Source organism: Bacillus cereus group sp. BfR-BA-01349, from assembly GCF_022663795.1.
In the GTDB taxonomy this organism is placed as follows: Bacteria; Bacillota; Bacilli; order Bacillales; family Bacillaceae_G; genus Bacillus_A; species Bacillus_A cereus.
In genome coordinates this window covers 1-15,146 of sequence record NZ_JAKUGE010000024.1, presented here as the reverse complement: position 1 = coordinate 15,146, position 15,146 = coordinate 1, and the positions used below count along the sequence as shown (strand labels likewise).

The window sequence follows — 15,146 nt, the reverse complement described above, 5'->3', positions numbered from 1 at the left end:
AAAGTTCGAAAATAGTATTGCAAAATATTATATAGCAAACTATAATGAATTCAAGAATAGTTGATACTTAAATTAAATATTCAGAAAATTCAATTAGTTAAAATTGGAAAATGAGATAAGGAAACTTGAATGGGGGTTATATTATGGCGAATAAAGTACCGTTTTCGTTCATAGTAGTTATTGGATTAATGTTATTTGCACTATTTTTTGGAGCGGGAAATTTAATTTTTCCAGCGATGCTTGGTCAATCAGCTGGAGAGAATGTATGGATTGCTAACGCTGGATTTTTAGTAACTGGTGTTGGATTACCATTACTAGGTGTACTAGCATTTGGTTTTTCAGGTAAAGATGATTTGCAGTCGTTAGCTAGTCGTGCTCACCCAGTGTTTGGGATTGTGTTTACAACAGTTTTATACTTAGCGATTGGTCCGTTATTTGCAATACCAAGAACAGGAAATGTTTCTTATGAAATTGGTCTTAAGCCGTTTATGCCAGAAGGAGTAGGTTCTACACCTTTAATTCTTTTCACAATTATATTCTTTAGTATCACTTGTTTTTTTTCGCTAAATCCCGCGAAAATTGTCGATATTGTTGGAAAAATCTTAACGCCAATTAAGTTGACTTTCATCGGTATTTTAGTAATCGTTGCTTTTATACATCCGATTGGAGATATGCAAGCACCAGTGGAAGCTTATACATCACATGCATTCTTTAAAGGATTCCAAGAAGGATACTTAACGATGGATACGCTAGCATCATTTGTATTCGGGATTATCATTATCAATGCTATTAAAGAAAAAGGTGCGAAAACGAAAACACAAATTATGGTCGTTTGTGCAAAAGCGACAATTATTGCAGCATCTATTTTAGCAATTATCTATACAGCACTTTCTTATATGGGTGCTTCAAGTGTTGCAAAGCTTGGACATTTAGAGAACGGCGGAGAAGTATTAGCGAAAGTTTCTAACTACTATTTCGGATCATATGGCGGAGTATTATTAGGATTAATGATTACAGTAGCTTGTTTAACAACTAGTGTGGGACTTGTATCAGCATGTTCTTCATTCTTCCATAAGTTATTCCCAAATGTTCCTTACAAAGCAATTGCAATTACGCTATGTGTATTTAGTGCAATTGTTGCAAACGTAGGATTAACACAATTGATCGCAGTTTCTGTTCCAGTATTAACAGCAATTTATCCACTAGCAATCGCATTGATTTTCTTAACATTCTTCCATTCATTATTTAAAGGAAGAGCTGAAGTTTATCAAGTAAGCTTAATCGTAACATTTATCATCAGCTTATTTGATGGATTAAGTGCAGCTGGAGTTAACATTGAAGTAGTAAGCCAAGTGTTCACTAAATTCCTTCCGATGCAGGAAGTAGGATTAGGCTGGATCTTCCCAGCGATTATCGGTGGATTTATCGGATATGGCATTAGCATTTTAAAAGTGAAAAACCAAGTTCAACCAGCAACTAGAGCGGATAAGAAAATAGGTTAAATAAAAAAAAGTTATAGACTTGTTTCTATAGCTTTTTTTGTTACTATTAATAATGAGAAAAAATAAAGTAGTAGGGGAAATAAAATGAAAAAAACAATTGATCATATCGGAATCGCAGTTCGAGATATAGATAGTACGATACGTTTTTATGAAAATGTGTTACTAGGAACTTTAATAGATCGTTACGTAAGTGAAGCTCCTGGTGTGGAAAGCGAAGTAGCCATTCTTGAAGTGGATGGAGATAGAATAGAATTACTTGCACCGACGAATAATACGACATCTCCAATTGCCCGTTTTATTAAACAAAAAGGTAAAGGTGTTCATCACGTTGCGTATCGAGTAGATGATTTAGATGTGGCTTTAGAGGAATTGAAAGAACAAGGAATTCGAACGTTAGAGCATACACTTCGGATTAATAAGCACGGTAGAAGATTAATATATCTTAACCCAGCGGATACAGAAGGAACGATTATCGAGTATTGTGATTATCCGGAAGAGCAATAGAAGAAGGATATTTTTAAAAAGGTGTTACGTTATTACGTAACACCTTTTTATTTATGCATTTCACATTTTCTTCACAAATGATTCACGATAACTTTTCTTCTTTGATAACTTACATAAATATATTTTATGATATAATAACAATCGACTTTAAAAATGTAAGTTGTATCTATAGTGATAGTTACTATTATATTAGAAGTTTAGAGGTGGAAGAGAAATAAGAGTTATACTTTATAGAAGTTTATATTTAATCAGGTTAATATTTCGCCCGAGAATCAAACTTCGGAAGTTAAAGTAATGAAAATAGAGCGATGAGGAAGAAAGAAGTGAAATGAGTGTGAAAGTAATGAGAAGATTAGGGACATGGTTATTACTTGTGTGTGTGCTTATCATATTGATACCGCAAAGTGCATCTGCTCATGCGTACGTTGTGAAATCAAACCCTACTGAAAATGAAACATTGAAGAAAGCACCATCTGTTGTAAAAATCGAATTCGATGAGGACATACAAGTTTCAAGTTTTAATACATTGTACGTGAGAGATACATCAGGTAAAAGGGTTGATTTAAAAGATGCTCATATTGATAAAAAAAATAAAAAGCTATTAGAAGCTGGATTAAAAGACAATCTCAAAAATGGTCTTTACTCTATTCAGTGGAAAGCTATTTCAGCTGATGGACATCCAATTCAAGGAGTTATCCCGTTCCGGGTTGGATTAGCGGAAGCGGAAACAGACGATATACAAGTGGAAGAGATGGGTTACGTCCCACAAATCGATATGATTATGGAACGTGGAATTTTATATACAAGTTTCTCACTATTTATAGGAGTGCTATTCTTTAATCTTATTATGTATAAAGGCAATGCAACCTCGGTTCGATCAAGGAGTAAGAACATAATATGGATCTCTTTATTTGGGATATTGATTAGCTTGTTATTCAATCTACCACTGCAAGCGAAAATAAATGCTGATGTTTCATGGATAGAAGCATTCAATCCTTTACTATTAAAAGAAACATTACAGCTTTCTGTTTTTGGTTATGTATGGATTACTCAAATGGTTCTCATTAGTACGCTTATAATTGTTACGTATTTTGCGGTGAAGCATGAGAAGTTTTCGTCGTTTAAAGTATGGAGTATTCCAATACTATTGTTTATAGGGTTACTTGTTATGAAGGCCTTTAATAGTCACGCATACGGTTTAAAGTTTAAAGACATTGCTGTCGTTATGGATTTTCTACATTTATTAGCAGCTTCATTATGGGTTGGTGGTTTATCATCTATTATTCTTCTTTTACGTAAAGAGGATAACAAGTGGCATATGTATTGGGATATGATTAAGCGTTTTTCACCGTGGGCAACAGGTGCTGTCATCGTGATTTTAATAACAGGCCTCTTTAACAGTACATTTTTTATTCCAACAATCCACTCGTTATTTGATACGAAGTATGGATTGGCTTTATTAACAAAGATACTTTTATTCATTTTCATGGGGATATTGGGAATTATTCATTATATGAAAGGGAGAATGCGAGCGCAGCAAGGATTAGGAGCTACGGTGAAAGTAGAGTTTGTCATTGGAATTATCATTTTCGTAATCGTAGCTTTTATGACAAACGTACAAACACCACCGATGCCTCCTACTGGACCTTTTACAGAGAGTAAGCAATTAGATAATGGATATGAACTTACGCTAAATGTAAGTCCGAATAAGGTAGGACAAAATAAATTCCATATTACACTAAAGGATGAAAAGGGACAGCCTGTTACTGATATGGAACAAATGATATTGACGACTCAATCATTAGATATGAACATGGGAAAAGGTTCATTTAAAGTTTCAGTAGTTTCACCAGGAGAATATGAAGCAGAAGGTATGTATATTAATATGACAGGAAACTGGAATATACATGTTCATGGATTAACAAAATCTCTTGATAGTTTCGATACAGATTTTAAATTTATTGTCGGTGGCAGATAAAAAGAAGCTATGTATGAAAAGGAGCTAATAGAAAATGAAACGTATAAAAAAATTAGGAACAACAATGATCGCAACAATTATTGCAATGGGAATGTTTTCGTTACCTGTTAGTGCGCACGTCACTGTAAAACCAGCAACTTCTGACGTTGGTTCTTGGGAGACATATACGATAAAAGTACCAGTTGGAAAAAATGTAGCAACAACAAAAGTTACACTGAAAATACCGTCTGGAGTAGAGTTCCAGCAGTATGAACCAGTGCCAGGATGGAAAGTTGAGGAGCAAAAAGATACAGCTGGAAAAGTTAAAACTGTAGTATGGGAAGCAACAGGAGAAGGGATTTTACCCGGTCAGTTCCAGCGATTTACTTTCGTCGCTAAAAATCCTGATAAAGAGAAAAAAATAGCTTGGGACGCATATCAACAATATAAAGATGGAGAAATTGTTGAATGGACAGGCGATGAATAAGCTAATGGTAATGGCCTCATGTAAGAAAATTGAACTTACAATAATAGCAATTAGTGGAATGAGGAATGTATAAGCCCCAACTTTACTTGCTTCACCAGCTCCAACAAGTGTGAAGTATGCAAGCCACCCCATTGCAATAACAAAGAATGAAATAAAGAGAAGTACGCTAACAAATGGTATACTCCAAGCGATACTAGACCAGCTTTCAAATTCTGAACCAAATCCAATTAAGCAAAGTCCACCAATAATAAGCTGAAGTGTTACCATCCAAATGGCATTAACACGGTGACCAGTCTTCTTAATAAATACTGTGCCAAGTGCCCAGCCGATAGCGCATCCTAACGCGAGAAGGATTCCAATAATAGAAATATGTCCTGTTAAACTGCTTGAGCTAATAACACCTATACCAATAAATCCGAGAACAAGCCCAAAAATTTTCAAGCCGTACATTGATTCTTCAAGCCATATCCACGAGAAAATACCGAGTAAAACTGGTTGTAGAAATACAATGGCGGAAAATAACCCAGCAGGCATATATTGAAGGCCGACAGTTTGTAACCCGTAAAATATAATGATGTTAAGTAAAGAAGAAATAACGTATAAATGCCACGTTTCTTTTAAATGTAACTCTTTGTATTTCGGTAATGCGAACAGGAGTAAAATGAATCCTCCAATTAAAGTTCGAACGCCTGCAAATAAAACAGGTGGTGTATAATGCAGGGCAAACTTTGATAAAGGCCAATTGATTCCCCACATGAAAACGAGAAAGGTAAGGATTATGGCCGTCTTAGTTCGAGAAAGCTGTGTCACTGAAAGACCTCCTTGTTGTTATTCATTTCACTATGATATGATATCGACTGTAATAAATAAAATGAATCTTTTTTATAAGGAGTATAAGTGATTAGTTATGACCATTACACAACTGCAAGTATTAATAAAAACTGTTGAGTTAGGTAGTTTTACGAAGGCCGCCAGGGTATTAAATATGACGCAGCCAGCTGTTAGTCATGCGATTTCAAGTATTGAGTCAGAGTTAGGCGTTACTATTCTTATACGTGATAAACGAAAAGGGCTCCTCGTTACGGATGTAGGAAACAGGATTCTTGTACATATTAGAGAGATTTTGAACGGTGTAGAGAAGATTGAACAAGAAGTTGCGATGGAGAAAGGACACGAAGTTGGGACGATTCGAATTGGTAGTTTTCCGAGTGCTTCTGCACATTTCTTACCCAAAATGATAAACCTTTTTAAGGAGAAGTATCCGAGCTTAGAAGTAGTTCTTTGTGAAGGAACGATTAAAGAAGTTGAAGATTGGTTAGTATCGAGGGTTATTGATATAGGAATTGTTATTTTGCCTAATAAAGATATGGAGATTGTTCCATTAACGAAGGGGAAAATGGTTGCTATCTTAAGAGAGGATCATCCTCTCTGTAAGAAGGACTCTATTACAATTAGTGATTTAGAGAATGAACCGATCATATTATGTAAGGGCGGATACGAACCACCTATTATTGATATGTTTAAACAAGCAAACGTACCACTTCGGGCTGAGTATGTAATTTCGACAGTTACTACAGCTTTAAATATGATTCAAGAAGGATTAGGCATTGCAATATTAGCTGAATTATCTTTAACGAATTTACCAAAAAATGTGCAAACGAGAGAATTGGAACCACAAGTATGGAGAGAAATTGCTTTAGCTGTTCCTTCATTAAAGGATTCTTCAATCGCTGTGCAGCTATTTATTGAAGAATTTCAATCGCTATTTGCAGAATAAAAAGAGGTGTCTCATATATCATAATGGGACACTTTTTAATTTACTTATAAAAAATTTATGAAAAGGATTGACTTATTTTTTAGTTGTAACTATAATGATTACAACGAGGTGGTGATTACGATGAAAATTAGTAGCCGCTTTTCCATAGCTGTTCATATTTTATCTATTTTGAAAAACAATCCATCTTCACTTTGTACTTCAGACTATATGGCTGAGAGTGTCAATACAAATCCAGTAGTCATTCGTAAAATCATGTCGTACTTGAAACAAGCTGGCTTTGTTTACGTAAATCGTGGACCGGGTGGCGCGGGATTACTAAAGGATTTACATGAAATCACATTGTTAGATGTGTATCATGCAGTGAATGTAGTCGAAGAAGACAAGCTATTTCATATTCACGAGCAACCGAATCCAGATTGTCCAATTGGGGCGAATATTCAAGCGGTGTTAGAAATTATTTTAATTCAAGCACAATCCGCGATGGAAGAAGTTTTGAGAAATATTACGATGGGGCAGTTGTTTGAAACTTTGCAAGAAAAAATGAATGCTTAAATCATATTTATATTTTTTTATCATTAATGTAACTGATTCGATTACAACTGTAAAGGTAAGGTGTAAAAGTTATGACTGTAAAAATGAAAGTATACTCAGATTTTATATGTCCGTTTTGTTTTTTAGCAAAAGGTCCATTAGATGAGGTAGCGAAAGAGAAAGATGTAGAGATTGAATGGATGCCATTTGAATTACGTCCAAGTCCATATGCAAAAATAGATCCATGGAATGAGCCAGAAAAATTAGGTTCATGGGATGCTTTCATTCTTCCGACAGCGAAGAAGTTAGGAATTGATATGCGCTTGCCACGTGTTTCACCACATCCATATACACATTTAGCTTTCGAAGGATGTCAATTTGCGAAAGAACGTGGACTAGGTAATGAGTATCATCACCGCGTATTCACAGCATTTTTCCAAGAAGAGCAAAACATTGAAGATATTGATGTGTTAACAAAATTAGCGGTAGAAGTAGGACTTCCTGAGGCGGAATTTAAAGATGCTTTAGTAACTCGTAAATATAAAGAAAAGCATCAAGAAGCAATTCAACACGCATATGATGAAGCGAATATTATGGCTGTTCCAACTGTCATGATTGGAGATGAAGTCATTCAAGGGCTTGCTAGTAAAGAAACACTAGAAAGGGTCATTGATAAAGAAATTGAAAAGGATAAAACAAATTCATTTGAAGGTATGCAATGTAATACCGATGGATATTGCTAATTCGCTTGTTATGAAATAACAAAATAAATTATAAAACAAACATTTGGAGGAATTAAAATGTCAGCAACTACAACAAACTTAAAAGAAGCAATCGTGAACCGCCGTTCAATTCGTAAAGTAGCAAAAAACGATGTAATTACGAAAGAAAGAATTGAAGAAGTGTTAAAAACAGCTTTACACGCACCAACATCTTTCAATATGCAAAGTGGTCGTATGGTTGTATTAATGGATGGAGAGCATGAAAAGTTTTGGGATATCGTTAAAGAAACACTAAGAGCCCGTGTACCAGCAGAAAACTTTGAAGCGACTGTAGAAAGATTAAAAGGTTTTCATGCAGGTGTAGGAACAGTTCTATTCTTTGAAGATCAAGCAACTGTAGAAAAAATGCAAGAAAATGCACCATTATATAAAGATCAGTTCCCATTCTGGTCTCATCAAGGAAATGCGATGTTACAACATACTGTGTGGATGCTATTATCTGCTGAAGGAATTGGGGCGTCATTACAACATTACAACCCAATCGTAGATGCTGAAGTGAAAGAAACTTGGAACATTCCGGCAGAGTGGAGCTTAGTAGGTCAAATGCCATTTGGTGAACCAAACGAACAACCAGCAGAAAGAACGTTCTTGCCTACTGAAGATGTAGTGAAATTTTATTAAGAAATACAATATGTAACGAGAAGGAAGCTGTGCTTAAAAACAGCTTCCTTTTTTGTAGTGGTGTTAATTTATGCGCATTTAGGGAAGAAATATAAGAAATAATACGGTGAGAAGGGAATTAGAAAAATGAATGATGAGAAAAAATATACAGTGGTAGGTACTGATGTTGAGGAAGTAAAGCGTTTAAATAAAAATTCAGGATTAACGTATAATCAAGTGAAAGAAATGTTAGCAAAGCAAATGCAAAAAAAGAAGTAATTAGATTGAAATCTTTCATTTTTTCATTTAGCATTTTGATTGGAGAGAGTTAAGTAAAAGGTAACTCTCTTTTTTGTATAGCTAAGCATCTTATAGAGTGGAGGAAGCAACATGAAGAAATGGGTAAAGGTAACGCTGTCTATCACTGGAGGCATTGTCTTATTAGCGTGTGCCGGTGGATATTACGTGTATAAAAATTATTTTCCAAAGGAACCTGAGCGTATTGTATATGATAAAGAAAGAGTGCTACAACCGATACATAATCAGCTTAAAGGAATCAATATAGAAAATGTAAAGATAAAAGAAAAAGAAGTCGTAAATGCGACTGTAGATGAGCTTCAAAAAATGATTGATAATGGAAAGTTGTCATATGAAGAATTAACGAGTATTTATCTCTTTAGAATACAAGAACATGATCAAAATGGAATAACATTAAATTCTGTTACAGAGATAAATCCTAATGCGATGGAAGAAGCAAGAAAGTTAGATCAAGAGCGGGATAGAAACAAAAATTCGAATTTATATGGTATTCCTGTCGTTGTAAAAGATAATGTACAGACGGAAAAAGTGATGCCGACTAGTGCAGGAACTTATGTATTAAAAGATTGGATTGCAGATCAAGACGCAACAATTGTGAAGCAGTTGAAAGAAGAAGGAGCATTTGTTTTAGGAAAAGCGAATATGTCTGAGTGGGCGAACTATTTATCTTTTACAATGCCAAGCGGGTATAGCGGGAAGAAAGGACAAAATTTAAACCCGTACGGTCCGATTACATTCGATACTTCAGGATCAAGTTCAGGATCTGCTACAGTAGTTGCAGCAGATTTTGCGCCGCTTGCAATTGGAACAGAAACGACGGGATCGATTGTTGCACCAGCGGCGCAGCAATCAGTAGTTGGGTTACGTCCATCTTTAGGTATGGTAAGTAGAACAGGAATTATTCCATTAGCTGAAACTCTTGATACAGCAGGACCTATAGCAAGAACAGTAAAAGATGCAGCAACGTTATTTAATGCAATGATAGGTTATGACGAAAAAGATGTTATGACAGAAAAAATGAAAGATAAAGAAAGAATTGATTATACAAAGGATTTATCAATAAATGGATTAAAAGGGAAAAAGATAGGGCTTCTTTTTTCTGTAGACCAACAAGATGAAAATAGAAAAGTAGTAGCAGAAAAAATTAGAAAAGACCTTCAAGATGCAGGTGCGATATTAACGGATAATATCCAGTTAAGTACTGAGGGTGTAGATAATTTGCAAACATTAGAATATGAGTTCAAGCATAATGTAAACGACTATCTTTCACAGCAAAAGAATGTACCGGTAAAATCGTTAGAAGAGATTATAGGGTTTAATAAAAAGGATAGTAAAAGACGAATAAAATACGGACAAACATTAATTGAAGGGTCTGAAAAATCTGTTATAACGAAAGAAGAGTTTGAAAACGTAGTGCAAACGAGTCAAGAAAATGCAAGAAAAGAGCTAGATAGGTATTTAGTAGAAAAAGGTTTGGATGCTCTAGTTATGATTAATAACGATGAAGTTCTTCTATCAGCTGTAGCTGGTTATCCGGAATTAGCGGTTCCTGCTGGATATGATAAAAATGGAGAACCAATCGGTGTAGTGCTTGTAGGGAAACAGTTTGGTGAAAAAGAGCTTTTCAATATTGGATATGCGTATGAACAGCAGTCTAAAAATAGAAAATTACCTAGTTTATAAAAGATTATATGAAAAATAACTGGAATCCACCGAAATATGTTGGTGGATTCTAGTTAAACGAATCTAACAATATGAAAAGAAAAAAAGGATTCTTCTCAATTAGTAAGAAAGATTGTCTATAGGAGTTCATAAAATGTAATATATTCAATTTCCATCCATTGAAGGGGGAGGTTAATTCTTAATGAATGAAGTAAAGAGTTTTTTTCGAAGTAGAGGGTTTCAACGGTTTCTCGTTTTAATAATAGTAGCGCTTGTATTATACGCATTAAAAAGTATGATTAATTTAATATTAATTACGTTTATACTGACGTTTTTAATGGATCGATTTCAACGTTTTATTTCAAGAAAATTGAAAGTAAACCGGAAAATTGTTATTGCATGTTTATATATAATACTAGTTTCCTTTATAGGCACAACGTTATATAAATATTTACCTGTGCTGACGATACAAATTTCACAATTAATTTATCAATTTAAACTATTTTTTCAAAATCCACCTGATAATGAAATCGTTAAATATGCACTTTCGACAATTAATGGGATGGAAGTATCAAAATATATAGAACAAGGTGTAGACGTCATATATCAATCAATAGCAAATATAGGGAAGGTAAGTTTACAAATATTATTATCTCTAATTTTAAGCTTATTTTTCTTATTAGAAAAAGAGCGTATTATTACATTTACATCAAAGTTTAAAGATAGTAAGTTAAAAATCTTTTATGAAGAAATTGCATATTTTGGTGAAAGATTTGCAAGATCGTTCGGCAAAGTAATTGAAGCTCAGTTTTTAATTGCCGTTGTAAATTGTATTCTTACTGTTATTGCATTAATCGTTTTAGGATTTCCACAGCTACTTGTATTAGCTGTTATGATTTTCTTACTAGGGTTGATTCCTGTTGCAGGTGTGATTATTTCTTTGTTTCCACTTTGTATCATTGCTTACAACGTAGGCGGAGTTATGTACGTAGTATACATACTCGTATTCATAACAGTAATCCATGCTCTTGAAAGTTATTTTTTAAATCCGAAGTTTATGTCTGCAAAAACAAATTTACCAATATTCTACACATTTATGATTCTTATCTTCTCAGAGCATTTCCTCGGAATATGGGGGCTTATTATCGGGATACCAATCTTTATCTTTTTATTAGATGTACTTGATATAAATAATGAGGATGAGACTAAAAAATAAGAAATGATAGAAAATCACTAAAAAGTCATAGGAGATAATGAAAATAAAAAAGCAATCCAAAATAAATTGGATTGCTTTTTTATTTTCATTAAAGAACCGGAGCCATTGTTTCTTTCAATACTTGAACAGAGTGGTCGAATTTTAATTCTTCATCTTCACTTAATTCAACCTCTAAAATTTCACGAACACCGCCGCGATTTAAAACAGCAGGTACCCCGATATAAACATCTTTTTGACCGTATTGACCTTCTAAGTAAGCTGATACAGTTAATACACTATTTTCGTCGTTTAAAATTGCTTTTGTAACACGTAGAAGTGACATACCGATACCATAATAAGTTGCGCCTTTACGCTCAATAATATGGTAAGCTGCATCACGGACGTTTATGAAAATTTTGTCTAAATCTTCTTGATTATACGTGTTGTCTTTTTCAAGCAATGTTTGTAGTTTTTGGATACCAACGGAAACATGGCTCCAAACTGGAAGTTCAGTATCGCCGTGTTCTCCGATAATATAAGCGTGAATGTTGTGTGGACCAATATTGAAGTACTCACCTAACATATAGCGGAAACGAGCAGAATCAAGCGTTGTACCAGAACCGATTACACGTTCTTTCGGTAAACCAGATTCTTTCCAAGTTACGTAAGTTAAAATATCTACAGGGTTTGTTGCGATTAAGAAGATGCCATCAAATCCGCTATCCATAATACTGCGAACGATTTGTTTAAAGATTTTGGCGTTTTTCTCAACTAAATCTAAACGTGTTTCGCCTGGCTTTTGTGGTAATCCAGCTGTAATAACTACAAGGTCAGCATCTTTACAATCTTCGTAGCTGCCTTTCCATACTCTAGTTGGAGCTGGGGCGAATGGAACAGCATGACTTAAATCCATTGCTTCCCCTTCAGCTTTTGCTTCATTTACATCGACTAAAACAAATTCTTCAGCTACGGCTTGGTTAATCATGCAGTAAGCATAACTACATCCAACTGCTCCTGTTCCTACTAATACAACACGGTTAATACCTTTTTTCATTTCAAAATTCCTCGCAATTTCATTGGTTTTGTTATGTAAGATAATACGTCTTACTTCTATAGAGTCATATCTAGTTTATTACATTTTATAAAAGATATTCAAGTATTTGAAAATGTATCCGTACAAATCTGCGAACAAAACATAGGAATTCAGTGAACCGAATATAATTCAGTAAAATCCTTTGTAAAAGGGGAAATGGTATGGGGAACCCATTAACAATGGAAGAAATGTTTCATATTATTCATGCAGGGCTTGTTAAAAAGAATAACCCAAAACGGATTACGATTGCAGGTGCAGGGATTTCTGGATTAGTTGCAGGTTCTTTATTAAAAGAGGCTGGGCACGAAGTAACGATTATAGAAGCAAATAACAGAATAGGTGGCAGAGTGTATACGATTCGGGAACCATTTAGTGTGGGTTTATATTTTAATGCGGGACCGATGAGAATCCCTGACACCCATAAGTTAACCTTAGCGTATATTCATAAATTTAAACTACCTTTAAACCTTTTTATAAATAAAACTTTTGCAGATATCATTTATACGAATAACATTCAAACGAGATTGAATGTGTTTGAAAATGATCCAAGTGTACTTGAATATCCGGTTTTGGATAAAGAAAGAGGAAAAACGGCAGAAGAGCTAATGATTGAGGTATTAGAACCAATACTAAATTATATTAAGAAGGATCCTGATAAAAACTGGCTTATCGTTGAAAAAAAGTATAAAACGTATTCGCTTGGTTCATTTTTAATGGAGTATTATTCAGATGGTGCAATAGATATGATTGGGGTACTTCTTGATATGGAAGCTTATATGGGAATGTCCTTAATTGAAGTATTACGTGAAATGATTTTCTTTACTTCAACAACGAAATATTATGAAATAACTGGTGGAATGGATAAATTATCGAATGCATTCTTACCACAATTAAGGGAACATATTTTAATGCAGTATAAGGTTGATAAAATTATACAAGAAGATAATAAAGTAATGTTACAAGGAAATCATGAACAAACGTTAGAGCAATTTACAATAACAAGTGATTTTGCTATTATTACCATTCCATTTTCAGCGTTAAGGTTTGTAGAAGTTCAGCCATACTATTTATTCTCTTATTTTAAAAAAAGAGCAATTCGTGAATTAAATTATATTGCTGCAACTAAAATTGCAATAGAGTTTAAAAGTAGATTTTGGGAGAAAGCGGGACAGTGTGGAGGTAAATCTATTACTGATTTACCGATACGTTTTACATACTATCCGAGTTATGGCATTCATACTCCAGGACCAGCTATCGTTATAGCAAGTTATACGTGGGCAGATGAGGCGTTAACATGGGATAGTCTCCCGCAAAGAGATCGTATTCGTTACGCATTAAAAAATTTAGCGGAAATATACGGTGACATCGTCTATAGTGAGTTTGTCACTGGAACATCTTTTAGCTGGAGTAAAAATCCGTATTCTTGCGGTGCATTTACAGCTTTCGAACCAGGCCAAGAGCTCGAGTTATTTCCGTATATTACACCACCATCTGGAAAAGTACACTTTGCAGGAGAGCATACGACATTAACACATGGGTGGATGCAAGGGGCAATTGAGTCTGGAGTTAGAGTTGCATATGAAGTAAATGAACAGTGAATCTCTTATATTTACAAATGGTCATTCTTTTAATAAAATAATAAGTATAAATCGTAATTATTACGCTTTGAATACATTTGAAGTAAAGAAATGGATGGTCGGTTGAATGAATAAAGTGGAGATTCATATATTAGGTGGTTTTTTAGGTAGTGGAAAATCAACATTATTACAAAATTTATTGTTAGCAGAGAAAAAGAAGAATAGAAAAGTTGCAGTATTAATGAATGAAATTGGTGAATACTCAGTAGATACAGATATTATTGGAAAAGAGAATGTTTTAAGAGAACTTCTTAAAGGATGTATTTGTTGTACGTTAAAAGAAGAGCTTGAAATACAATTACATTCGTTATACCAACAAGAAAGACCAGATGTAATTTATATAGAAACGACAGGTGTTGCGCATCCAATTGAAGTGTTAGACGCGTGTGTCTCGCCAATTTTAGCTCCTTTTCTGGAAGTGAAATCAATTGTAGTCGTTTTAGATGCAGTAAGGTGGTTAAACCGAAGTATATTAAGTGCAAATGTACAACAGCTATTGCATGAGCAACTGAAATTTGGTAGTCACATTCTTGTTAATAAAGCAGATTTACTAACAGATGAAGATAAGAACACAGTATTTGAAGAAGTAAAGGCAATAAATGATCATGCGAAAATGTATGAGACAAAGTATTGTAATATATCTTTAAAAGATATAGAAGAAGCAGAATTTCCAAATGATGAGGAACATGAGACACTACATGTCAAACAGCATTTACATATACAAACGATGACATATCAATTTACGAAACCGATTGATCAAGACAAATTATATGAATGGCTTTCGAATTTACCAGATAGTATTTATCGAGTGAAAGGTTTTGTGAAATTCCGTGGAGATAAATACCCTCACCTATTCCAATATTCGTTCGGAGTACCAACTTTATTAGAACAAGACTTCGGTTTCCCGACAAACTTAGTAGTAATAGGAGAAGGACTAGATAAGAAACAATTGGCTGAAGGGTTAGAGAAAGTAGAACTTAACTCTAATTAAGGGGAAAAGACTAACTTAAAAATGAAGTGCACCCCAATTGTTAGACACATAACTAACAATTGGAGGTGCATTTTTTATGGCTAAATTTTCTTCAAAAGATAAAATAAAAG

General features: G+C 34.2%; 14 protein-coding genes and 1 pseudogene. 13 read left to right on the top strand and 2 right to left on the bottom strand.

Features of this window, described 5'->3' with window-relative positions:
- Positions 1-143: 143 nt before the first annotated feature.
- The 4 genes and pseudogenes from brnQ to MR169_RS14735 form a co-directional block, all read left to right on the top strand.
- Positions 144-1,502 carry a branched-chain amino acid transport system II carrier protein gene (gene brnQ / locus MR169_RS14750; protein WP_242319601.1) on the top strand — a complete coding sequence of 453 codons (1,359 nt, stop codon included), beginning with the start codon at positions 144-146 and terminating at the stop codon, positions 1,500-1,502.
- Positions 1,503-1,586: 84 nt separating this feature from the next.
- Positions 1,587-2,006: a VOC family protein gene (locus MR169_RS14745; RefSeq protein ID WP_044795734.1), complete on the top strand. Its 420-nt coding sequence runs from the start codon at positions 1,587-1,589 to the stop codon at positions 2,004-2,006.
- A gap of 328 nt (positions 2,007-2,334) precedes the next feature.
- Positions 2,335-3,984 (top strand): copper resistance CopC/CopD family protein, encoded by a 1,650-nt coding sequence (locus MR169_RS14740; RefSeq protein WP_103572896.1) that lies wholly within the window; start codon positions 2,335-2,337, stop codon positions 3,982-3,984.
- A 34-nt stretch (positions 3,985-4,018) separates the two neighbouring features.
- Positions 4,019-4,378 (top strand): annotated as a pseudogene (locus MR169_RS14735) (DUF1775 domain-containing protein); the annotation flags it as partial.
- Here the strand turns inward: MR169_RS14735 and MR169_RS14730 are convergent.
- Positions 4,325-5,260 (bottom strand): DMT family transporter, encoded by a 936-nt coding sequence (locus MR169_RS14730; protein WP_347408023.1) that lies wholly within the window; start codon positions 5,258-5,260, stop codon positions 4,325-4,327. The pseudogene MR169_RS14735 and the gene MR169_RS14730 sit on opposite strands and share 54 nt — an antisense overlap.
- A 97-nt stretch (positions 5,261-5,357) precedes the next feature.
- Between MR169_RS14730 and MR169_RS14725 the strand changes: the two genes are divergently transcribed.
- From MR169_RS14725 to MR169_RS14700, 7 genes are all read left to right on the top strand, one after another.
- The gene (locus MR169_RS14725; RefSeq protein WP_016117598.1) at positions 5,358-6,227 is read left to right on the top strand and encodes a LysR family transcriptional regulator; all 870 of its coding nucleotides are present in this window, start codon (positions 5,358-5,360) and stop codon (positions 6,225-6,227) included.
- A 120-nt stretch (positions 6,228-6,347) separates the two neighbouring features.
- On the top strand, positions 6,348-6,779 hold the full coding sequence (locus MR169_RS14720; RefSeq protein WP_000704073.1) for an Rrf2 family transcriptional regulator: 432 nt from the start codon (positions 6,348-6,350) through the stop codon (positions 6,777-6,779).
- Positions 6,780-6,850: 71 nt separating this feature from the next.
- On the top strand, positions 6,851-7,501 hold the full coding sequence (locus tag MR169_RS14715) for a DsbA family oxidoreductase (RefSeq protein ID WP_016117599.1): 651 nt from the start codon (positions 6,851-6,853) through the stop codon (positions 7,499-7,501).
- A 57-nt stretch (positions 7,502-7,558) separates the two neighbouring features.
- Positions 7,559-8,161 (top strand): nitroreductase family protein, encoded by a 603-nt coding sequence (locus MR169_RS14710; RefSeq protein WP_016117600.1) that lies wholly within the window; start codon positions 7,559-7,561, stop codon positions 8,159-8,161.
- 126 nt (positions 8,162-8,287) lie between these two features.
- Positions 8,288-8,419, top strand: coding sequence for a hypothetical protein (locus MR169_RS28220; protein WP_000997344.1), 132 nt, complete (start codon positions 8,288-8,290; stop codon positions 8,417-8,419).
- Positions 8,420-8,530: 111 nt separating this feature from the next.
- On the top strand, positions 8,531-10,141 hold the full coding sequence (locus MR169_RS14705; RefSeq protein ID WP_242319600.1) for an amidase family protein: 1,611 nt from the start codon (positions 8,531-8,533) through the stop codon (positions 10,139-10,141).
- 181 nt (positions 10,142-10,322) lie between these two features.
- On the top strand, positions 10,323-11,336 hold the full coding sequence (locus MR169_RS14700) for an AI-2E family transporter (protein ID WP_001006598.1): 1,014 nt from the start codon (positions 10,323-10,325) through the stop codon (positions 11,334-11,336).
- An 88-nt stretch (positions 11,337-11,424) separates the two neighbouring features.
- On the opposite strand, the gene MR169_RS14695 is transcribed toward MR169_RS14700, so the two are convergent.
- The gene (locus MR169_RS14695) at positions 11,425-12,369 is read right to left on the bottom strand and encodes an L-lactate dehydrogenase (protein ID WP_000715326.1); all 945 of its coding nucleotides are present in this window, start codon (positions 12,367-12,369) and stop codon (positions 11,425-11,427) included.
- Between the two features lie 200 nt (positions 12,370-12,569).
- Here MR169_RS14695 and MR169_RS14690 point away from each other — a divergent pair, with 200 nt between their 5' ends.
- Together MR169_RS14690 and MR169_RS14685 are read left to right on the top strand one after the other, a co-directional pair.
- The gene (locus tag MR169_RS14690) at positions 12,570-14,006 is read left to right on the top strand and encodes a flavin monoamine oxidase family protein (protein WP_086392224.1); all 1,437 of its coding nucleotides are present in this window, start codon (positions 12,570-12,572) and stop codon (positions 14,004-14,006) included.
- A gap of 106 nt (positions 14,007-14,112) precedes the next feature.
- Positions 14,113-15,036 carry a CobW family GTP-binding protein gene (locus MR169_RS14685; RefSeq protein WP_001044941.1) on the top strand — a complete coding sequence of 308 codons (924 nt, stop codon included), beginning with the start codon at positions 14,113-14,115 and terminating at the stop codon, positions 15,034-15,036.
- The last annotated feature ends 110 nt before the right edge of the window (positions 15,037-15,146 follow it).

What these genes read in the sequence shown, in the direction of transcription:
- brnQ (WP_242319601.1), top strand. Translation starts at nt 144, where the DNA reads ATGGCGAATAAAGTACCGTTTTCGTTCATAGTAGTTATTGGATTAATG.
- MR169_RS14745 (WP_044795734.1), top strand. Translation starts at nt 1,587, where the DNA reads ATGAAAAAAACAATTGATCATATCGGAATCGCAGTTCGAGATATAGAT.
- MR169_RS14740 (WP_103572896.1), top strand. Translation starts at nt 2,335, where the DNA reads ATGAGTGTGAAAGTAATGAGAAGATTAGGGACATGGTTATTACTTGTG.
- MR169_RS14725 (WP_016117598.1), top strand. Translation starts at nt 5,358, where the DNA reads ATGACCATTACACAACTGCAAGTATTAATAAAAACTGTTGAGTTAGGT.
- MR169_RS14720 (WP_000704073.1), top strand. Translation starts at nt 6,348, where the DNA reads ATGAAAATTAGTAGCCGCTTTTCCATAGCTGTTCATATTTTATCTATT.
- MR169_RS14715 (WP_016117599.1), top strand. Translation starts at nt 6,851, where the DNA reads ATGACTGTAAAAATGAAAGTATACTCAGATTTTATATGTCCGTTTTGT.
- MR169_RS14710 (WP_016117600.1), top strand. Translation starts at nt 7,559, where the DNA reads ATGTCAGCAACTACAACAAACTTAAAAGAAGCAATCGTGAACCGCCGT.
- MR169_RS28220 (WP_000997344.1), top strand. Translation starts at nt 8,288, where the DNA reads ATGAATGATGAGAAAAAATATACAGTGGTAGGTACTGATGTTGAGGAA.
- MR169_RS14705 (WP_242319600.1), top strand. Translation starts at nt 8,531, where the DNA reads ATGAAGAAATGGGTAAAGGTAACGCTGTCTATCACTGGAGGCATTGTC.
- MR169_RS14700 (WP_001006598.1), top strand. Translation starts at nt 10,323, where the DNA reads ATGAATGAAGTAAAGAGTTTTTTTCGAAGTAGAGGGTTTCAACGGTTT.
- MR169_RS14695 (WP_000715326.1), bottom strand. Translation starts at nt 12,369, where the DNA reads ATGAAAAAAGGTATTAACCGTGTTGTATTAGTAGGAACAGGAGCAGTT.
- MR169_RS14690 (WP_086392224.1), top strand. Translation starts at nt 12,570, where the DNA reads ATGGGGAACCCATTAACAATGGAAGAAATGTTTCATATTATTCATGCA.
- MR169_RS14685 (WP_001044941.1), top strand. Translation starts at nt 14,113, where the DNA reads ATGAATAAAGTGGAGATTCATATATTAGGTGGTTTTTTAGGTAGTGGA.